General features: G+C 64.0%; 16 protein-coding genes and 3 pseudogenes. 15 read left to right on the plus strand and 4 right to left on the minus strand.

Going from position 1 to position 20,293, the window contains the following annotated elements:
- Window positions 1-4: 4 nt before the first annotated feature.
- Complete coding sequence (locus KHC28_RS06010) at window positions 5-1,504, minus strand: 4-hydroxyphenylacetate 3-hydroxylase family protein (protein WP_214007430.1); 1,500 nt, start codon at window positions 1,502-1,504, stop codon at window positions 5-7.
- Window positions 1,505-1,704: 200 nt separating this feature from the next.
- On the opposite strand from KHC28_RS06010, the gene KHC28_RS27820 reads away from it, so the two are divergent.
- The 5 genes and pseudogenes from KHC28_RS27820 to KHC28_RS06030 all read left to right on the plus strand — a co-directional run bounded on the left by KHC28_RS27820 (window position 1,705) and on the right by KHC28_RS06030 (window position 6,363).
- Entirely contained in the window at window positions 1,705-2,574 is an 870-nt protein-coding gene (locus KHC28_RS27820; protein ID WP_214007431.1) for an FAD binding domain-containing protein, read from the plus strand.
- Entirely contained in the window at window positions 2,574-3,074 is a 501-nt protein-coding gene (locus KHC28_RS06020) for a (2Fe-2S)-binding protein (RefSeq protein ID WP_214007432.1), read from the plus strand. Before KHC28_RS27820 ends, KHC28_RS06020 begins: the two co-directional genes overlap by 1 nt.
- 126 nt (window positions 3,075-3,200) lie before the next feature.
- Window positions 3,201-3,416 (plus strand): annotated as a pseudogene (locus KHC28_RS27945) (molybdopterin-dependent oxidoreductase); the annotation flags it as partial.
- 63 nt (window positions 3,417-3,479) lie between these two features.
- On the plus strand, window positions 3,480-5,432 hold the full coding sequence (locus KHC28_RS06025; protein ID WP_312893110.1) for a xanthine dehydrogenase family protein molybdopterin-binding subunit: 1,953 nt from the start codon (window positions 3,480-3,482) through the stop codon (window positions 5,430-5,432).
- A 31-nt stretch (window positions 5,433-5,463) separates the two neighbouring features.
- Window positions 5,464-6,363: a polysaccharide deacetylase family protein gene (locus KHC28_RS06030; protein ID WP_214007434.1), complete on the plus strand. Its 900-nt coding sequence runs from the start codon at window positions 5,464-5,466 to the stop codon at window positions 6,361-6,363.
- A gap of 64 nt (window positions 6,364-6,427) precedes the next feature.
- Here the strand turns inward: KHC28_RS06030 and KHC28_RS06035 are convergent, their stop codons facing one another.
- On the minus strand, window positions 6,428-7,195 hold the full coding sequence (locus KHC28_RS06035; protein WP_246564385.1) for an ABC transporter ATP-binding protein: 768 nt from the start codon (window positions 7,193-7,195) through the stop codon (window positions 6,428-6,430).
- 68 nt (window positions 7,196-7,263) lie between these two features.
- Window positions 7,264-7,869, minus strand: a complete 606-nt coding sequence (locus tag KHC28_RS06040) for a cupin domain-containing protein (RefSeq protein ID WP_214007435.1) — start codon at window positions 7,867-7,869, stop codon at window positions 7,264-7,266.
- A gap of 208 nt (window positions 7,870-8,077) precedes the next feature.
- Between KHC28_RS06040 and KHC28_RS06045 the strand changes: the two genes are divergently transcribed.
- The 7 genes and pseudogenes from KHC28_RS06045 to KHC28_RS27950 all read left to right on the plus strand — a co-directional run bounded on the left by KHC28_RS06045 (window position 8,078) and on the right by KHC28_RS27950 (window position 16,021).
- A complete protein-coding gene (locus KHC28_RS06045) occupies window positions 8,078-9,268 on the plus strand; it encodes an ABC transporter substrate-binding protein (RefSeq protein ID WP_246564387.1) in 1,191 nt (396 codons plus the stop codon).
- Window positions 9,265-10,041 (plus strand): ABC transporter ATP-binding protein, encoded by a 777-nt coding sequence (locus KHC28_RS06050; RefSeq protein ID WP_214007437.1) that lies wholly within the window; start codon window positions 9,265-9,267, stop codon window positions 10,039-10,041. Before KHC28_RS06045 ends, KHC28_RS06050 begins: the two co-directional genes overlap by 4 nt.
- Before the next feature lie 22 nt (window positions 10,042-10,063).
- Window positions 10,064-10,966 (plus strand): branched-chain amino acid ABC transporter permease, encoded by a 903-nt coding sequence (locus tag KHC28_RS06055; protein ID WP_214007438.1) that lies wholly within the window; start codon window positions 10,064-10,066, stop codon window positions 10,964-10,966.
- 9 nt (window positions 10,967-10,975) lie between these two features.
- Window positions 10,976-12,067 carry a branched-chain amino acid ABC transporter permease gene (locus KHC28_RS06060; RefSeq protein WP_214007439.1) on the plus strand — a complete coding sequence of 364 codons (1,092 nt, stop codon included), beginning with the start codon at window positions 10,976-10,978 and terminating at the stop codon, window positions 12,065-12,067.
- Between the two features lie 30 nt (window positions 12,068-12,097).
- On the plus strand, window positions 12,098-13,279 hold the full coding sequence (locus tag KHC28_RS06065; RefSeq protein WP_376772611.1) for an amidohydrolase: 1,182 nt from the start codon (window positions 12,098-12,100) through the stop codon (window positions 13,277-13,279).
- Between the two features lie 11 nt (window positions 13,280-13,290).
- Entirely contained in the window at window positions 13,291-14,778 is a 1,488-nt protein-coding gene (locus KHC28_RS06070) for a 4-hydroxyphenylacetate 3-hydroxylase family protein (protein WP_214007440.1), read from the plus strand.
- A 100-nt stretch (window positions 14,779-14,878) separates the two neighbouring features.
- Window positions 14,879-16,021, plus strand: a pseudogene (locus KHC28_RS27950) (IS3 family transposase).
- 84 nt (window positions 16,022-16,105) lie between these two features.
- On the opposite strand, the pseudogene KHC28_RS27955 reads toward KHC28_RS27950, so the two are convergent.
- Window positions 16,106-16,306, minus strand: a pseudogene (locus tag KHC28_RS27955) (hypothetical protein); the annotation flags it as partial.
- 295 nt (window positions 16,307-16,601) lie between these two features.
- On the opposite strand from KHC28_RS27955, the gene KHC28_RS06080 reads away from it, so the two are divergent.
- The 3 genes from KHC28_RS06080 to KHC28_RS06090 all read left to right on the plus strand — a co-directional run bounded on the left by KHC28_RS06080 (window position 16,602) and on the right by KHC28_RS06090 (window position 20,263).
- Window positions 16,602-17,621 carry a substrate-binding domain-containing protein gene (locus KHC28_RS06080; RefSeq protein WP_214007441.1) on the plus strand — a complete coding sequence of 340 codons (1,020 nt, stop codon included), beginning with the start codon at window positions 16,602-16,604 and terminating at the stop codon, window positions 17,619-17,621.
- 72 nt (window positions 17,622-17,693) lie between these two features.
- The gene (locus KHC28_RS06085) at window positions 17,694-19,226 is read left to right on the plus strand and encodes a sugar ABC transporter ATP-binding protein (RefSeq protein ID WP_214007442.1); all 1,533 of its coding nucleotides are present in this window, start codon (window positions 17,694-17,696) and stop codon (window positions 19,224-19,226) included.
- A gap of 26 nt (window positions 19,227-19,252) precedes the next feature.
- Entirely contained in the window at window positions 19,253-20,263 is a 1,011-nt protein-coding gene (locus KHC28_RS06090; RefSeq protein ID WP_214007443.1) for an ABC transporter permease, read from the plus strand.
- Window positions 20,264-20,293 lie beyond the last annotated feature (30 nt).

Below are 20,293 nucleotides of genomic sequence, written 5' to 3' on the forward strand. Positions count from 1 at the left end.
CAGCCTAGCCCGATGCGATCAGAGACGGCACGGCCGGGGCGGACTGCGCCAGCGGAGGGGTGCCCTGAAGGGCCTCGATGTCGTCGACCATGTGCAACGCGGTTCCCCAGTCGAACGTCCGATACGCATTGGCGGTCGTGATGTGGCTCGCACCCGAGTAGAACATCTCGTACTGGACATGCCTTGAGGCGAACTCCGAGCCGACGGCGTCCCACGCCATGCGGAACAGGCGCACGCGCTCGGTGGCATCGCGCACCGGAGACACCTGTGTGGCGTCGATGATCGAGCGCAGATAAGGATCCTCGAAGTCCCGCACCGAAGAGGGCAGCATGATGACCCCGCCGCCGGCCAGATCGCGCAGGCGGGCGACCGCTTTCGGATACATGTCCTGGGTCTTGACCTGCGCGGCATAGAGCAGACTGCGCGAGGGAAGGAAATAGTCGCCGTAACCCGCGCCGCCGGCTTCCATGGCCAACACGAAAGCCTCGACCATCGAGGCTTCCGCCGAGAGCTCGCCGAGCTTGGTCTTCACGGCGGGCATGTCGATCAGGCCGCTGGTTTCCGCCAGTCGGCGCGCGACGCCGGCGAGGAAGCGCATCTTGACCATCAGCCGCACTTGCGACTGGTAGTTTTGATAGACATGCATCGGCGTGTCGTGCCACTGCGCGCGTGCCATGTCGGTGTCGCGGTAGACGAAGACGCGCTCCCACGGAACTTTCACATCGTCGAAATAGACGATGGCGTCGTTCTCGTCGAAATTCGCCGATAACGGATAGTCGAAGGACGAGCGCGCTTCCGCTTCGTAGGACTTGCGGGACATCAGTGTCAGGCCCCTGCTGCCGATTGGCAGCGCGAAGCTCAGTGCATAGGCCTCCTCGCCGCGTCCCAGGGGCTGGATGTTGGCGACGAACAACTCGTCCGACATCACGGAGGACGTGCCGAGCATCTTCGCACCGCGCACCGTGATGCCGGCGGTGTCCTCGTCGACCACGCTGGCGACCAGATGCTTGTTCTTCTGCTCGCCCGCCGTCTTGCCCCGGTCCGCCTGAGGGTTCTGGATGACATAGCTCACGAAAAGGTCGTTCTCGCGGGCATGGTGATAATAGTCGAGAACGGCCTTGGCGCGCGCTGGACCATGACGTTCGAACAGGTCGATCCCCATGACCATCGCGCTGAGCGTCGAGGCGACATGATCCGGCGAGCGGCCCAGCCAACCGCAATTCAGGCTCGACCAGGCCTCGAGCGCGCGCCGCCGTTCCACGAGTTCGGCATAGCTGTGCGGCAACTTCCAGGCCCGGTTCGTCCGACGGCCATTGCCGATATCGAATGTCATCAGCTCGAGATTTTCGGGAGCCGCCTGGAAATCGTACAGCCTGGCAAAGGAGCCGACGGTACGGCGGAATGCCGGATGAACGCGAATGTCGCGTACCCGTTCGCCATCAAGATAGACGGCGCGGTCATCGCCGAGAGCGTCGATGTAGTCACTGCCGTTGCGGACTGACATTGGGACTCCTTTCAGCCCTGCGTCGCGGCACGACACCGGCTGGCTTCAAATTTGCTAGGCACTACTTGCAACATTTTGCATGTTAAGGAACATAGTTCAAGAACTTGAATATAAGAAAAGTTGTGGGTAGTGATAGTCCGGTGACCCTGTCGTCGGACGGGCATCCCAGATGCGTGGCGGCTATAAGGAGGTGACAGACCGTGCGGCTCGTTCAACCCAAGACCTTGCCGGAGGCCATTGCGACCCTCGCAACCGACCCGCAGGCGTGCTGCCTTGCCGGCGGAGCGACGCTCATCAGCTTTGTGAAGTCGGGCAGGGTCCGCCCCACACAGTTGGTGAGCCTCAAGAGGGTCGAGGAACTGCATGGCCTGACGGTGGCGGACAACGGCAGCGTCGTCATCGGCGCAATGACGCCCCATCGCGAGGTGGCCCGCGCCGCTTGCCTGCTCCATGGTCATGAGATTCTTCGGGAAGCCGCCGCACAAACCGCACACCCGACCATCCGCAACATGGCGACACTGGGCGGCTCGATCGCGGGCGGCGACCCGACGGCGGATTACCCATGCGCCCTGCTTGCGGCGGGCGCGGATATCCTGGTCGCCGATGCGGCGGGCGCCTTCGCCGTTTCGGTCGACGACTTCTTCCTGGACCGCTACGTCACCGCGCTCGCGCCCGGCCAGATCGTGACCGGCGCGCATCTGCCCGCGACCACGGCCCACGAAACGAGCGCCTTCGTCAAGTTCTCACGGGTCGATGGCGACTATGCCACCCTCACTGTCGGCGTTCGCATCGGCTGGTCGGGCGAAGAGTGCCGTTCGCTGCGCATTGCGATCGGCTCCTTCGGCGCGACCCCACTGCGTTCGCCCGATGTGGAAGCGATGCTGATCGGCACCCGGCTGCTGTCGGCCGAGGTGAAGCGGGCTGGAGACGCCTATGTCGGGCTCGGCCGTCCCCGCGATGACATCAAGGCGTCCGCCAACTATCGGCGCCTCATCCTCCCGGGCATGCTGCAGCGCGCCGTCGAGCAGGCGCGCGCCCGGCTTCCCTCTCGTTCCGGAGCGCTGGCCTGATGTCTGACGCCGTTCTCGTTTCCCTTTCCATCAATGATGAAGTGCGGCCGGTGGCGATTCCGATCGATCGAACCCTGCTGGATGTCTTGCGCGAGGATCTCCGGCTCACCGGTGCCAAGCGTGCCTGCGAGGCTGGCGCCTGCGGTGCCTGCAACGTGCTGATCGACGGTCATACGGCGCGCTCCTGCCTCACACTTGCCGCTGATCTCGAAGGCTGTGCGGTGCGCACCATCGAGGGGTTGGCGCAGGATGGAGTGCCGAGCGTCGTGCAGCAGGCCTTCCTTGATGCGGGGGCCATACAATGCGGCTTCTGCATGCCCGGCATGATCATGTCCGCGACCGAGCTACTGGCCGACAACCCTTCGCCGACCATCGCGGAAATCCGGACCGGTATCTCGGGCAATCTCTGCCGATGCTCGGGATATGTGAAGGTCATCGAGGCGATCGCCCTTGCCGCGCGGCGCCTCGCTCCTTCCCGCCCGATGGCCGCTGCGAGCTGAGGTCCGGACATGCTCATGAAATCACCGAAGACCGAGGCCGCCATCGGGCTCACAATGTCGAGGCTCGAAGCCCTGGAGAAGGCGAGCGGCGCGGCTGCTTTTACCGAGGACATGACACTGCCCGGCATGCTGCACGGTGCGTTGGTGTTGAGTCCCCACGCCCATGCCCGGATCCTCGGATATGACCTGTCGCGTGCTCTCGCCTTGCCCGGCGTGAAGGCTGTGATAACCGGCGCCGAGATCGGCCGTCGCTATATGGGACTGGTGGTCAAGGACGAAACCGCCCTTGCCGTCGACAAGGTCCGCTACATTGGCGAGCCGGTCGCTGCGGTCGCCGCCATCGACGTCGCCACCGCCCGCGCGGCGGCGGCGCTCGTCGAGGTCGAGTACGAGCCGCTGCCGGCGGTGTTCACCATCGAGGAGGCGATCGCCGAGGGCGCTCCGATCCTGCATGAGGACTTCGCGTCCTATTTCAAGATCTACGATGCCTCGACCTGCCGCCTCCCTAACGAACTGACCCGTTCGGAAATCATTCTGGGAGACGTGGCGAAGGGCTTTGCCGAATGCGACGTCGTCGTCGAGCGGGTTTATGAGACCGCTGCGCAGAACCACATCTATATGGAGCCTTGCGCCGCGCTCGCGGCGGTCGACGGGCGGGGCAAGGTCACGGTCTGGTCCTCGACCCAAAGCGTGTTTCGCACCCAGGCGAATGTGCATGAAAGCCTCGGCATTCCGATGGCCAGGATTCGCTCGGTCGTCCCCCGCGTCGGTGGCGGATTTGGCGGCAAGTCGGAGGCGACCGTGCAGCCGGTGGCTGCGGCGCTGGCGCTGAAGACCGGTCGGCCGGTGCGTGTCGTTCTCTCGCGGGAAGAGGACATGATCACCATGCGCGCGCGCCACCCGGCGCGGATGCGGGTGAAGACCGGAGCGCGCCGCGACGGCACCCTGGTTGCGCGCGAGTTCGAGGCCTGGTTCGACGGCGGCGCCTATGCCGACGACAGCCCTGCCGTGCTGAATTTCGCGATGTTCTTCGCCGGCGGTCCTTATCGCTTCGAACATGTCCGCGTCGAAGGTCACGCGATCTACACTAACAAGTTGCGCGCCGGCGCATTCCGGGGCTTCGGCAACCCACAGGCGACTTTCGCCAGCGAAAGCCAGATCGACGAGATCGCCCGGGAATTGGGCATGGACCCGCTGGAGCTTCGGCTCAAGAACATCGTAAAGCCCGGTGATCGCTGGCTCGGAGGGCAGACGCTCGCCACGAGCGGCCTGGAAGCATGCATCGACAAAGTGATCGACGCCTCGCGCTGGCGTGAGCGCCACGGATCTCCGCTTCCCGCGCCGGCCGGCAAGCGCCGGGGACTCGGCCTGACATTGACCGCGCATGTCTGCGGGTTCCTCTCCACGAGTGCGATCGTTCGCCTCGCCGAGGATGGGTCGGTGACGCTAAATACCGGCGCGGTGGATCTCGGGCAGGGGAGCGACACCGTGCTCTCTCAGATGTGCGCCGCGGGTCTGGGGCTCGGCGTCGACGACGTGAACTTCGTGGCGCCGGACACCGACGCCTCGCCCTACAATTCCGGCACCAATTGCAGCCGTGTCACCTACATGGTGGGGCGCGCGGTCGGCGAGGCGACTCAGGCGGTGCAGGCGAAGATGGCAAAGATCGCCGCCCGCATCCTCGAATGCCCGGAGGACGACGTGGAATTGCTGCCGGGCGGGCTGATGGGGGTGGCTGGCAGCAATCGCACAGTTTCGTTCAAGGAGATCGCCGCGCGCTCCCTCTGGTTTGCCGATGGTGGAGGCCCGGTGATCGGCTCCGGCTCGATCATGCATAACGAGCCCCTCGATCCCAAGCACACGCTGCTGTCGGGGATGGTGTCGTTCCACAATGTCGGCGCCTTCATTTTCGGTGCACAGGTGGCGGAGGTCGAGATCGACGAGGTAACGGGCAAGGTCGACATCGTGGAAGCATGGTGCGCTCATGATGTCGGTCGGGCGGTCAATCCCGGAGCGGTCGAAGGACAGATCCAGGGTGGCTTCGTCCAGGGGGCCGGCTATGCCCTGTCGGAGGAAATGCTCTGGAAGGGCGGGCGCCTGATCAATCCCTCGCTGTCGGACTACAAGATTCCCTGTGCCCTCGACGTGCCCTACGAGATACGAAGTTTCGTCGTCGAGGTGCCGGACCCGACCCATCCGTTCGGCGCCAAGGGTGTCGGCGAACCGCCGCTGATCGGCGCAGGGCCCGTCATCGCCAATGCGATCGCCGACGCCGGCTTCCGCGTGCGGCGCCTGCCCATCACGCCCGAGCGCATGCTGCGCGCCATGCTGAACGGGGAGGATGGCGTCGATGTCTGAACTGCGAGCGAATGAAAGCCGTCCCGACGCAATGGAGCGGCGCGACCTTGTCGGCTATGGCCGCCGCCCGCCGCATCCGCAATGGCCCGGCGGGGCTCGCATCGCCGTCAACTTCAACCTCAATTACGAGGGGGGAGGCGAAGCCTCGCTCGCCAATGGCGACGACATGTCGGAAGGCATGCTGAACGATATCGGCGTCCCGACGAAGCAGGGCGTGCGCGTTCCGCTCGTTGAATCCGTGTTCGAATACGGTGCGCGCTGCGGCGTATGGCGCGTGCTCGACGTGCTGCGCGATCACGGCGTGCAGGCCAGTGTTCTCGGTGTGGTGCGGGCGCTGGAGCAGAATCCTTCCATCATCGAGACTTTCCTCGCCGATGGCCATGAGATCGTTAGCCACGGGTGGCGATGGATCGACTATTGCGACGTGCCCGAGGAGATCGAACGCGTGCATATTCGCCGTGCCGTCGAGGGACTGGTGAAGCTGACCGGGGAGCGTCCGTCCGGCTGGATGACGGGCCGGCCGGGTCCGAACACGCGCCGGCTTCTGATCGAGGAAGGTGGCTTTCTTTATGATCGCGACTCGTTGGCCGACGAGATCCCCTATTGGGTCTCAGTCGGGACGACGCCGCATCTCGTGATCCCCTATTCCTATGAGACCAACGACAACCGGTTCAACGAGAATGCCGGCTTTGCGACCGGCGATCATTTCTTCACCTACATGCGGGACGCTTTCGACCGGCTGTATGAAGAAGGCGCGCGCGCGCCCAGGCTGCTCTCCATCGGCCTGCATGACCGGCTGATCGGGCGCCCCGGTCGCATCGGCGGGCTCCAGCGATTCCTGGAGCATGTCCACCGGCATGACGATGTCTGGATCTGCCGCGGCGTCGATATTGCTCGGCACTGGCAGGCACGGTTTCCGTCAGAATCCTGACCGGTGTGTCGGGTCGCCCTGACAGGCCGCGCTCGATGACGTCGATCGCGGCCGGCCTTTCGCCTCAGTGGCCGAGGTTCTGCTCGTGGCCCTTCCCGAAGCCGAAATAGGCGTCGTCGAGCGCAGTGCTCGACGAGATCTCGTCGCCGTCGAGCGTGGCGACGATACGTCCAGTTCGCACGACATGCAGGCGCGTGGCGATGTCGGCGATGCGCGCAGTGCTTTGCTCGACCACGATCATCCCGAGTGCCTGCTGGTTCCGCAGTTCGAGCAGCACTTCATAGACCTTGTCGACGACCAGGGGCGCGAGGCCGAGAGAGGGCTCGTCGATCATGATCAGGCGCGGACGGGACATGAGCGCGCGGGCGATGGCCAGCATCTGCTGTTCGCCCCCCGAGAGCTTGCCGGCCTGCGAACGGTAACGCTCGCGCAAGATGGGAAAGCGAGTCAGCGCGAGGTCGACATCATCAGCCAGTCCATCGCCCCGCCTCACGGTGGCGCCGAGGCGGAGATTTTCCTCGACCGTGAGCGAGCCGAAGATCCGCCGGCCTTCCGGGACAAGCGAAACGCCGAGCCGCGCGACCTTCTCTGCGCCAAGGCCGCCAATCTCGCTGTCATTCAGGACGATGCGTCCGCTGCGCGGCGTGAACATGCCCGCGATGTTGCTGACCAGCGTGGTCTTGCCGGCGCCGTTCGGGCCGACGATGCACACACATTCACCGGGTGCCACGGTGAGGCTGGCGTCTCTCAGTGCCGTGAAAGGGCCATAGCCGCACTCCACCCGATCTACCCGCAGCATTGCAAAACCCTTCTCGCCATCGCCGAACTTCATCGGGAGCGCCGCGCGCTCCCATCAAGCATGACGCGAACCTGCAGGGTGTTCAAGTTCTTTCATATACATCACAGAGTCGGGGGTGTGTTCACCCAAATAATCTCGGCTGGAATGTCGCCGGGATTGGTGAAGCCATGCGGCTGACTTGAAGGAAAGAAGAAGGAATCCCCTTCTTTCAAGCGGTAGGTGGTCCCTGCGACCGTGAGCAAGAGCTGCCCCTGGCGGACGAAACCAACCTCCTCGCCCTCATGCTGGCGCTGGCCGTCGCTGCTTCCGCCGGGCTGCACGCGCACCAGAAATGCCTCGAGCATCGTGCTGGCGCCGAACGGAATCATTACCTCCGCTTCCGTCCCGTCCGATCGGATGCCGCCGAACGCGATCTCCTGAATGATCGGCCGCTGCTGCGGTCCCATGACGATGTCCGGCCGGCGCGGATTCTCGTTCATCAGGGCAGCAACCGAGGTTCCAAGCACCTTTGCGATGCGATGCAGCGTGTTGAGGGACGGCGTCGCCTTGTTGTTCTCGATCTTGGAGATGAGGCTTTCCGAATAACCCGAACGGTCAGCGACGTCCTTGAGCCGAAGGCTTTTCACCTTCCTCGCATGGCGCAGCTGCGTGCCCAGGCGGATTGGAGCTTCATCGAACGCGTTTGCCTCTTCTTCCGGCGTGGTCACGTGGCTGTCTTTCCCATTTCATCGCGTGTCGGAGCGATCTTATACCAGAAAGGCGCGCGCTCCGCTTGCCTTATGATCGTTTCATAGTCACAGAGTTCAATTTTTGTACATAAATTCAAGTTGTTGAATTTGATGAATTTACGTAGCTTCTCCCCTCGGGTTTCCGGGTGCTTCTCCCGGCCTCCAGGATGGGGAACAAGAGATGAAAATGCTGAAATCGGGAATGGCGGCATTCGCCGCCGCCGTAATGTGGGTCGGCGTGGCGCAGGCTCAGGAGCCGATCCGCATCGGTTTCGCCGTCGCGGAAAGCGGATGGATGAACGCCTATGATGGTCCGCCCCTCAAGGCGGCGCTGCTGAAGATCGAAGAGATCAACGCCGCCGGCGGTCTGTTGGGCCGGAAGATCGAGACCGTCATCGCCGACACCAAGACCGAGCGCGAACAGGCGGCCAAGGCTGGCACCGAACTGGTGCAGAAGGGGGTGGACCTGCTCGTCATCTCCGCGGACTACGATTTCGGCGCCCCTGCCGGTCTCGCGGCCCAGCGCGCCGGCCTTCCCGCCTTCAGCCTCGGCGCGGCCGATCCCAAGATGGGCGTGCAGGGCGTGGGCAATCTCGTCTTCACCGCCAATGGCGCGGCCCAGGTCGAGGGCATCGACATGGCCGAATGGGCCTTCAAGCGGAAGGGGATTCGCAATCCCTACGTGCTCGAGGACCAGAGCATCGAATATTCCAAGTCCGGCTGCGCCGGCTTCCGTTCCGCCTGGAAGAAGCTCTCACCGGACCATCCGATCGCGGGCTCCGACGTGTTCAAGAACGACGATCCCTCGATCGCCGCGCAGATCACCCGCATCAAGTCGACCTCCCCGGCGCCAGACGCCATCTACATGTGCAGCTTCACGCCGGGCGGCGCGAGCGTGACCCGCCAGCTGCGCGCGGCGGGCATCGACGTGCCGATCCTTGCCAATGTCGGCATGACCGATGACTACTGGCTCGGCGCGGTGCCGAACCTCAGCAATTTCTACGTACCGACCTTCATGTCCATCTTCGGTGACGATCCGCGACCGGAACTGAACGTCTTCCTCGACAAGTTCACCAAGAAGTACGGCGCTCGGCCTGAATCGGCCTATTCCGTTCTCGGCTACAGCCTGATCGAACAATGGGCGAAGGCCGTCGAGCGGGCCAAGAGCACCGATGCCAAGGCCGTGGTCGCCGAGCTGGAGGCTTTCAAGGACGAGCCGCTCACCGTCGGACCGACCTCCTACTCCAAGGACCTCCATATCCAGGTGAACCGGCCGCTGCTGGTCATGGAAGTCCAGGGCGGCAAGCACAGGTCGCTGGAAGTGTGGCGCAACGAGATCATCCCCTCCACGCAACTCCTGTTCCGTATCGGCGAATGAGTGCCGAATATCCGCTTACCGGGGCGTCGGAGGCTTCCGACGCACTCGAGGCGCGCGGCGTCGTCGTTCGCTTTGGCGGCGTCGTCGCGCTGAGCAACGTCAATCTGGCCATCCACCGGAGGGAGGTCTTCGGACTGATCGGCCCGAACGGCGCGGGAAAGAGTACGCTGGTCAACGTCCTCACCGGCTTTCAGGAGCCGACCGAGGGCGAGGCGCTGGTGAATGGGCGCAGTCTCAAAGGCTGGGCATCCCATCAGGTCGCCCGAATCGGCGTCACCCGCACCTTCCAAGCGGCCCGCGTGTTTCCCGCGCTGACGGCGCTGGAGAATGTGACGGTCGCCGCCCTCGGCTCCGGTGTGCCGCTTCGGCAGGCGCGCGCGCAGGCATTCGACGCCCTAGAATGGATCGGGTGCGCGTCCGCCGCCGGCAAGTCCGGCCAGTCGATCAATTACGGTGACCAGCGCCGCATTGCCATGGCGCGGGCGCTAGTTTCGCGGCCGGCCTTTGTGCTGCTCGACGAACCCGCCGCCGGAATGAATGCCGAGGAGTGCGAGTCGCTCGTCGGGCTCATCTGCGCCATGCCCGAGCGTTGGGGCTGCGGGGTGCTCCTCATCGAGCACAACATGGATGTGGTGATGCGTGCGTGCTCACGCATTCTCGTTCTCGACGGCGGTCGCCCGATCGCCGAGGGCGTGCCCCACGCCATCCAGGCAAATGAAGACGTGCGGCGCGCCTATCTCGGCACGCGTGCCGCCCCGGCGCCGGCCCGCTAAAGCCCACGGAGATCGCCGTTTCATGCAGGTTCTCATCGACGCGGCCAGTACCGGCAGCCTCTATGCACTCGTCGCCCTCGCCATCGGCCTGGTCTTCGGTGTCATGCGTCTCATCAACTTCGTTCAGGGCGACTACATCACCATCGGCGCCTACGCGCTCATCGTGCCCTCCGCCGCGGCGACGCCGACACTGTTCATTGGCCTGTGGCCGGTACCGCTGGCGATCGGCGGGATCATGTTGATCGTGGTGCTGGTCGCGCTGGCCACCGAACGCGCCGCGTTCCGTCCGCTACGCCAGACCGACCCCTCGACGCTGCTCATCTCGTCCTTTGCGCTCAGCTTCCTGTTCCAGCAGACGATGATGCTAGTCTACAATAGCCGCCCGAAATCGGTGGATTTCGGCTCCTCGCTCGCCGCCGCCGTCGCGATAGGCGATCTGCGCGTACCTGGCATCCAGCTTGTCACCATGGCGACCGCGGCCATCTGCGGGCTCGCGCTGATCCTGTTTCTACGCCGGACGTCACTGGGCATCGAGATGCGGGCGGCCGCCGAGGATTTCGGCATGGCGCAACTTCTGGGTGTGCGCGCCAACAGGGTGATCGCGCTCGCCTTCGCCATCAGTGGAGCACTTGGCGCGGTCTCCGCTCTGCTCATCGTCGTCCAGACCGGCACTCTCGACTATCGCATGGGCGTGATGCCGGTGATCTACGGCTTCTTCGCCACCGTCATCGGCGGCATGGGCAGCCTTGCGGGTGCGGCGCTTGGTGGCTTCCTGGTCGGTGCCGCCAGCCAGTTGCTCCAGGCGTGGCTGCCGGGAGATCTGCGGCCGTTTCGCGATGCCTTCGTCTTCGGCCTCGTCATTCTCGTCCTTCTAGTACGGCCCGAGGGGATCGCGCGCTCGCGCGCGGCCCGCGAGCGCGTGTGAGGAGCTAATATGAACGCGCGTTCCTTCCTTGCCGCCCTGTCTTCCGCCGGGCCTGCACTCAGCCTGCTCATTCCGCTCGGGGGGGCAGTACTGCTGTTGTCGTTCACGGGCTCCATGGTGCTTGAACAGGCCGCCATCGAGGCGCTGATCAAGATCGTGGCGGTGGTCGGCCTCTACATCTTCATCGGCAATTCCGGGATCATGTCCTTCGGGCACGTCGCCTTTATGGCAATCGGCGCCTATGCGGCGGCGTGGCAGACCTGCTGCGAGATGCTGAAGCCGATCGTGATGTCCGGCCTACCCGACATACTGCTGCGGAACACCGTGCCGAATTTTCCCGCCAGCCTCGCCTCGGGCGCGCTCGCGGCGGTGGCGGCCCTGGCGGCGGGACTCGTCATCCTCCGTCTCAATGGCATCGCCGCCAGTATTGCGAGTTTTGCCCTGCTGTTCATCATCAACGTGGTCTATTCGAACGCGGATCGCTACACGCAGGGCGTAGGCTCCATCGTCGGCCTTCCAACTTATGTCACGCCGATGGTCGGCTATGCTTGGGTCTGCGTGACCGTCGCCTGCGCCCTTCTCTACCAGACCTCGCGCTTCGGCCTCGCGCTTCGGGCGAGCCGCGAGGATGAGCCCGCCGCGAGAGCGGCAGGCGTCAACGTGTACCTGCAGCGGCTCATTGCCTTCGTCATCAGCGCCGCCTTTCTCGGGATCGCCGGGGCGCTTTATGGCAGTCTGCTCGGCACGATCTCAGTGGACACCTTCTTCCTGGACATGACCTTCATGCTGATCGCCATGCTGGTGATCGGGGGCGTGCGGTCGCTGTCGGGCGCGGTCGCTGGCGTCGTGGTCATTTCGACCGTGGTCGAGTTGTTCCGCCGCCTGCAGGGGGGCGTCGACATCGGTGGCTTCGCGATCAGCATGCCGGCGGGCGCGCAGGGCGTGGCTCTCGCCCTGTTCATGCTGGCCATGCTGATTTTCCGGCGCGGCGGCCTGGTGGGGGATCGCGAAATCGACTGGGTCGGTCCGCTGCTGCGCCAGTTAGCGGGACGTTCCATATCCGGGACGACCGATGCGAGCGCCCCCCGCCGGCCCTTCTGAGCGCCCCCAAGCCATTTCGAGGAGTTTCCCGTGCCCGTCATCGCCGATATCGCCGAGATGGATGGTGAGTTGCGCGCCATCCGTCACGATCTGCACGCCTATCCAGAGATCGGGTTCGAGGAGAATCGAACCTCCGCGCGTATCGCCGAGCTGCTGGTTTCGTGGGGTATCGAGGTCCACCAAGGGATCGGCGGCACCGGCGTGGTCGGTGTCGTGGAGGGAGTGCGAGGGCAAGGAAGCCGTATCGGCCTTCGCGCCGACATGGATGCTCTTCCGATGCAGGAAATGACCGATCTGCCCTTCCGCTCGACCATTGCCGGCCGGTTCCATGGCTGTGGTCATGATGGCCACACCACCATGCTGCTCGGCGCCGGACGCCATCTGGCAGCGAACCGTGACTTCGCCGGGCGCGTGGTGCTGATCTTCCAGCCGGCGGAGGAGGGATTGGGTGGCGCACGCGCGATGCTCGCCGACGGCCTTTTTGACCGCTTTCCGCTCGACGAGATCTATGCGCTTCACAATGCGCCCTGGCTGAAGCCCGGCGAGCTGTCGGTGTTCGATGGGCCGGCCATGGCGGCGGCCGATCTGTTCGACATCCGCATTCGCGGTATCGGCGCCCATGCCGCCATGCCGCATCTGGCGAGGGATCCAGTCGTGGCCGCGGCGGCTCTCGTCCAGGCACTGCAAACCATTCCCGCGCGCAATGTCGATCCGTTTGAGGCGGCGGTCATCTCCGTCACCGCCCTGAATGCGGGGGAAGCCTACAATGTACTGCCGGACGAAGCGCTGCTGCGGGGAACGCTGCGTGCCTTCAGTCAGGACGTCATGAAACTGATGCGCAAGCGGATTGCTGCGGTGGTCGAAGGCGTCGCGGCGAGCCATGATGTGGCGATCGAGCTCGATCTGCGGCCGGCCTTCGACGTGCTGGTCAATCATGCGGGCCCGACGGCGGCTCTGGCCGGCGCGGCATTGGACATTGTCGGCGAAGCCGGCGTGCTGACCGATCGGCGCCCCATCATGGCCAGCGAGGATTTCGCCGACATGCTGCGCGTGGTGCCCGGCTGTTATGCCTGGCTCGGCCACGGCGGCGACGTCCCCCTTCATCATCCGGGCTTCGTACTCGACGACGACATCCTCACGGTCGGCGCCAGCCTGTTCGCCCGCATCGCGCTGAACCGCCTCGTCGCCGGCGCCGCCGGTCGCGCGAACTGAAGGGGGCTCGCATGCTGACCGGTACGCAATATCTCGAAAGTCTGCGTGACGGGCGCACCATCTATCTTGGGGGAGAAAAGGTCGACGACGTGACCAGCCATCCGGGTTTTTCCGCCTCGGCGCGGTCCTTCGCCCGGCTATGGGACGCGCGGCAGGATCCTCGCTACCGGCCATGGCTGGTGAGCGAGGAGGATGGCGAGTCGTTCGCCTCCTACTATCTGATGCCGCGTTCCCGCGCGGATCTTGAGCGGCGCAGCCGTTGCAGTGCGATCATCGCCGAGCTGTCCTTCGGTCTGCTCGGGCGCTCGCCGGATTTCGTCGGCGGCTACATCACCGGCGCCGCGATGCAGCCGGACCGGTTCGACCGGGGTGAGCACCGCTTCTCGGAGAACGTGACACGCTATTACGAGTTCTGCCGCCGCAACGACCTTAATCTTGCCCACGCGGTCGCCCCGCCCCAGGGCACTCGCGATCCGGCCCGCTTCGGTCGGGACAGCGAGGATGTGCCGACGCTGCGGGTGATCGGCGATTATGACGGCGGCGTGATCGTCAGCGGCATGAAGATGCTGGCTACCGGCGCCGCCTTCGCCCATGAACTGTGGATCGGCAACATCCTGCCGCTGGCGCCGGATCAGAAGACGGCATCGATCACCTGCGTCCTGCCGGTCAACACGCCGGGCCTCAGCCTCTGGTCGCGCAAGGCCTATGCGTTTTACGGCCAGGGTAGCTTTGAGAACCCGCTGTCGACGCATTTCGACGAGTCGGACTGCGTCGTGATCTGCCAGGAGGTGAAGGTTCCGTGGGAGCGCATCTTCACGCTCGATGATGTCGCGTGGTCACGTGGCATCTATTTCGACACTCCGGCTCATGCGCTGTCGAACCACCAGTCGAGCGTGCGCTACCGCGCCAAGATTCAGCTGATGCTCGCGCTCGCCTGTCGCATCACGCAATGCATGGGAACCGACAAGGTGCCGGCGGTGCGCGACACGATCAATCATCTATCCGCGCAGGAGGCGCTGATCGCTGCTCTCATCGACGGGCAAATTCAGGGTCACGAGCGGCTTTCCGATGGGTTCGCCTGTTTCAATCGCCGCTCTATGTATGCCTCGATCTACTGGGCGACGCAGAATTACGACAAGATCTGCAGTCGTGTGCGGGAGTTGATGGGGGGGAGCGTTCTTCAGATGCCCGCCGATATCAGTGTCGCGGCCGCTCCCGAAACTTCCGCGCTGTTCGCCGCGAACTGGGCCGGAAATGGCTGGAGCGCGCGCGAGCGCATGAAGCTGTTCAAGCTCGCATGGGACTTGATCGGCAGCGATTTCGCCGGCCGGCATGCGCAGTATGAGCGTTTCTATATGGGCCCTGCCTTCGTAGTGCGCGAGCACGTCGGGCGAGAGACTGACTGGAACACAACGCTCGGCCCGCTCGATGAACTGCTCGCGAGTTATGATGACGACGTATCACCGGAGCTCATCGGTCGGGCCATAGAGGCCACCTAGCGGTGCGGCCTGTTGCTGGGCACGCCAGCCGGGTCCCTCTGGCCAGCTGCCGGTTTCGTGGACACCGAGATAAGGTGTTCAACGGGACTGGAGAGCAGGAATGCAACGACGGAGGTTCAGCCGCGAGTTCGAGCTTCAGGCTGTGAGGTTGGTGAAGGATCGGGGCGTTGCGGTTGCGCAGGCTGCCCGCGGCCTGGATCTCCGCGAGAACGTGCTATGTAAATGGGTCCGTGAGGCGAAGGCGGATCCTCAGCATGCATTTCCCGGCCATGGTCCGACGAGACCCGAGCAGCTCGAGATTGACCGGCTGCGCAGGGAAGTGGCCAAGCTGAAGGCGGAGCGCGATACCCTAAAAAAGGCCGCAGCCTTCTTCGCGAGAGAGGCAACATGAGGTTCGCCTTCATCGCGAAGCACCATCACATCTTGCCGGTGGCATGGCTATGCGACGCTCTGAACGTCTCTCGCTCGGGCTTTCATGCTTGGCTCAACCGCAGCCCCAGCACGCATACCCGGCACGATGAGATGCTCACGACGGCAGTCGACCGAAGCTTCAAGAGCAGCGATCGAACCTATGGTGCACGGCGCGTCTGGCAAGATGTGCTCGCGGAAGGGCTTTCCTGCGGGCTGCATAGGGTCGAACGGCTCATGCAAAAGAATGGGTTGCGGGCCCGGCCGCGCCGTTGGGGGCTGCCGAAGGATAGCGGCGTGCGAGCAACCGCGTCGGACAATCTGCTCGACCGCGCCTTCGAGGCCTCGGCTCCGAACCAGAAATGGGTGACGGACTTCACCTACATCTGGACCGCGGAGGGGTGGCTCTACGTTGCCGCCGTCGTCTACCTGTTCTCACGACGTGTTGTCGGCTGGGCGATAAAGGCGGGACGGCACAGCTCGTCACCGATGCTCTCATCATGGCGATCTGGCGCCGCGGCAAGCCGGACAGCCTGCTGCATCACAGCGACCAGAGCAGCCAATATACGAGCGAGCAGTTCCAGCACCTGATGACCGATCACAGCATCACATGCTCGATGAGCCGGGCCGGCAACGTCTGGGACAATGCCGCGATAGAAAGCTCTTTCTCGTCGCTCAAGACCGAGCGGACAGCCCGCAAGGTCTACAGGACGAGGGACGAGGCCATAGCCGATGTGTTTGACTATATCGAGCGCTTCTATAACGTCGGCGCAGGCACTCGACACTGGGACATCTCAGCACTGTCGAGTTCGAGGAACGAGCTAGATTAGCTTAATCTCGTGTTCACAGAACCGGCAGCAGGCCAGATCCGCTTCTACGGTGTCAGGTCCGAGACTGCTTTGGGCCGGCCTTCGTTCTACTTTTCCAGATCCTTCAGGTCACTATTCAGACTGCCGAACTCCCTGCACCCGCAAGTACAGGTAGACGCCGTCACCTCAATCATCCGGATCGCCTCTGCAACCGGCCGTCCCTGTAAGACCAACACGTCGACCTGCCGGAGCTTCCCGACAATCTCTTCAGGCTTGCCTTCCTCGCCATAACGCCAGCCTCCAAAGGCCAGAATCCTAATTCTAGGAGGACCGCATTTCGGCAGGCAGGCCAGCGGCATGCTGGCTTTCGACAGCCAGGAGGTTCGATGCGCTTGACATCGACCGCTTTCTCCAGCAGCTTGCCGCCACGATAAAAAAATCAGTGTGTGAAAAATTTTTCACACACCTTTCGGGTTCACCCGGAAGGCGACTTGGGGAGGAAGCGTGTTGTTCGGAGCCTGCGGGCTCCCGCTCCGCTTCCATGGAAAGAATGCGCCTGATGCGGCCTTGAGCTGCCACGGGTTTGCTTGCTCATGGAGATGCCTGATGAAGATGAAATTCGCCGTTCTTGCCGCGTCGCTCGTGCTGCCCTTCGCCGGCGGCTCGGCCTCTGCTGCCGACAAACCTCAGTTCCGCTGCCAGCCGGGCGAGACCTACTACATGAATGTGATGGTCAGCGGCATCGAGTACTGGCAGCCGGTGTTCGAGATGTTCAAGCAGGCCGCCGAGCAGCTCGGCTGCAAGGCCGAATACACCGGCACGCCGGAATATGACGTGACCAAGCAGCTCATGTCGTTCGAGCAGATCCTGCCGCGCCAGCCCAAGGGCATCCTGCTGCACCCGATGAACGCCGATCCGTTCATCGAGCCGATCCAGCGCGCCCATGAGGCCGGCATCCCGGTCGTCACTTTCGCCGCCGACAGCCCCAACAGCGCGCGCGTCGCCTACGTCACCTCCGACAATCGCCGCGAAGGCGCGGCAGCGGCCGATGCCATCGCCAAGGCGTTGGGCGGCAAGGGCGAATATGCGGTGCTGGAGAATCCCGGCCAGGACAATCACGATCGCCGCGTGACCGCCTTCGTCGACCGCATGAAAGCCGCCTATCCCGACATGAAGCTGGTGGGCCGCGCCGTGACCAACCAGGATGCCAACAAGGCGTATCAGTCAGTGCTGAGCCTCGCCCAGGCCAATCCGAATCTCGGCGCGGTGTTCATGCCGGAAGCCACCTCGGCGATCGGCGCAGCGCAGGCCGCCGTCGAGCTGAACAAGGGCATCAAGGTGATGACCGTCGACGTCAACGAGAAGGTGCTCGACCTGATCAAGGCCGGCGACATGTTCGGCGCCATCAACCCAAACCAGGGGGTGCAGGGCTATATGGGCTTCATGGCGCTGTTTCTCGCCGCTCATCCCGATCTCATCGATCCGATGAACGACTACAAGCGCACCGGTGACAACCCGTTCACCATGCCGGTCATCGACAACGGCTTCGCCATCGTCACCAAGGAGAATGCCGACGACTTCCGCTGGCCCGCCTACAAGGCGCGCCGCCAGCAGGCAGCCAACTGAACCCCGCTGTGGCGTCCGCCGGTCGCGACGCCACAGTTATCTTCCCCGACGGTGAACGCAGGGACGCTTGACATGGCTCGCGAGCTCGAAACTCCGCCTCGCCTGCGGCTTGAGAACATCACCAAATCCTTCGGCCCGGTACGGGCGCTGAAGAGCGCGCAGTTCGAGCTGCGCGCCGGCGAGATCCATGCGCTGGCCGGCGAGAACGGCGCCGGCAAATCGACGCTGATGAACATCGTCGACGGCATCCTGCAGCCGGACTCCGGCCGCATCTTCGTCGATGGCCACCAGGTTAGCATCGATGGCCCTTCGGCCGCGCAATCGCTGGGCATCGGTCTGGTGCATCAGGAAATCGCGCTCTGTCCGGACCTCTCCATCGCAGAGAACCTGTTCATGAGCGTGACCGCCACCAGCGGCAAGCTGTTCATGAACTTCAAGGATCTGCGCCGTCGCGCGCAGGAGGTGATGAACCGGCTTCAGCCGATCCCGGTCGACACGCTGGTAGGCGACCTTTCCATTTCCCAGCAGCAGCTCGTTGAGATCGCCAAGGCGCTCACCCTTGACTGCCGAGTGCTGATCTTCGACGAACCGACCGCCGCGCTCACCGAGCCGGAAGCGCAGCGCCTATTCGGCATTCTGCGGGATCTGCGCGCGAAGGGCATGTCGCTAGTCTATATCAGCCACCGTATGGCGGAGATCTTCTCGCTATGCGACCGCATCACCGTGATGCGCGACGGCAATCATGTCAGCACCGACGCCATCGCCGACCTCACCCCGGAAGTGGTGGTCAACCGGTTGGTCGGGCGCGAACTGTCGCGTCTGTTTCCGCACAAGGCGGAATATCTGTCGGGCAAGACGCCGGTGCTCGCCGTCGGTGCGCTCACGGATGGCCACCGTTTCCACGATGTCGCCTTCGAGCTGCGTCATGGCGAGATCCTCGGCTTTGCCGGGCTGATCGGCGCGGGGCGCACCGAGATCGCCGAAGCGGTGTGCGGTCTGCGCACCCGCTCCAGCGGCGAGATCGCGCTCAATGGCGTGCCGGTGCCCCAGCGAAGCTACGACCAGAGCATCCGCAGCGGCATCGTCTATCTCTCGGAAGACCGCAAGGGTTCCGGCGTATTCGTCGATCTGCCGATCTCGCAGAACGTTACCGCGCTGCGCCCCTCGCTGGTATCGCGCCTTGGGCTGATCGACCAGTCGCGTGAGCGCGATTTCGCCGATGCGCTGGGCCGCAAGGTGGGACTGAAGCGCGGCCGGATCACCGATCCCGTCTCCTCGCTCTCGGGCGGCAACCAGCAGAAGGTGGCGATCGCCAAGATGCTGTCGGTCAACCCGTCGGTGATTTTCCTCGACGAGCCGACGCGCGGCGTCGATGTCGGCGCCAAGGCCGAGATCTACGAGATCCTGCGCGAGCTCGCCTCCTCCGGCACCGGCATTGCCGTCATTTCCTCGGAACTGCCCGAGCTGATCGGGCTCTGCGACCGCATCCTCGTCGTCCATGAGGGGCGCATCGTCGGCGAAGTCACCGACGGACCGCTGATGACTGAGGAACACATCATAACCCTTGCCTCTGGCCTGCAACCCCAAGCTCGCGCAGCCGCCTGACGCCCTGAAGGATCGAGAGAACACCCATGGCCATCGGACATCACACCAGCGGCAGCGCCACCGAAACTGCCGGCGCCCCGGCACGCTCCTTTCTCGTCACGCTGACCGGACATCGCGAAGCCGGGCTGCTCGCCATTATCGTGATCCTGTTCATGGTGATGAGCTTTGCCTCGCCCTATTTTCTCACCGTCTCCAACATCAAGACCATGCTGCTCTCCTTCTCCATCGAGGGCATCGTTGTGGTCGGCATGACCATTCTGCTGATCGTCGGGGGGCTCGACCTGTCCGTGGGCGCGGTGGTCTGCCTGTCGATGGTGGTGGCCGGTCAGCTCTTCCTCAGCGGCATGGATCCGTGGATCGCCAGCCTCGGCGGCGTTGCGGCGGCGGCGGCGGTGGGCGTCGGCATGGGCCTGTGCGTCACCCGCATCGGGCTCAGCCACTTCATCGCCTCGCTGGCGGCGATGGTGATCGTGCGCGGCTTGTGCATGGTCATCACCAATGGCTCGCCGCTGTCGCTGTTCTCTCTGCCGAAGGAGTTCAAATTCGTCGGCCAGGGCAGCGTCTACGACATTCCCTTCGTCATCATCTTGTTTGTGGTGATCGCGCTGGTGTTCGACTTCCTGCTGCGCAACGCCACCGCCTTCCGGCAGGTGTTCTATACGGGCAGCAATGAGAAGGCAGCGGCCTATTCCGGTGTGAAGGTCGACAAGGTCAAGTTCCTCGTCACCGTGCTGTGCTCGGTGCTGGCCGGTATCGCCGGCATCGTCTACATGGCCCGCCTCGGCTCGGCGACGCCCAATTTCGGCATCGGCATGGAGCTGAACGTGATCGCCGCGGCGGTGATCGGCGGCGCCAGCCTCAAGGGCGGTACCGGCTCGATCTTCGGCGCCGTGCTCGGCATCGCCCTGCTCTCTATCGTCAGCAGTTCGCTGATCCTTCTGAATGTTTCCGCGTATTGGCAGGAGATGATCAAGGGCATCATCCTGCTGGCTGCCGTATCCTTCGATCATCTCCTCAACCGCTATCGCGCGAAATAAGGGATGAACGAGTGAGCGCAGCCGACCGCG

It is taken from the genome of Ancylobacter sonchi (assembly GCF_018390695.1).
GTDB lineage: Bacteria > Pseudomonadota > Alphaproteobacteria > Rhizobiales > Xanthobacteraceae > Ancylobacter > Ancylobacter sonchi.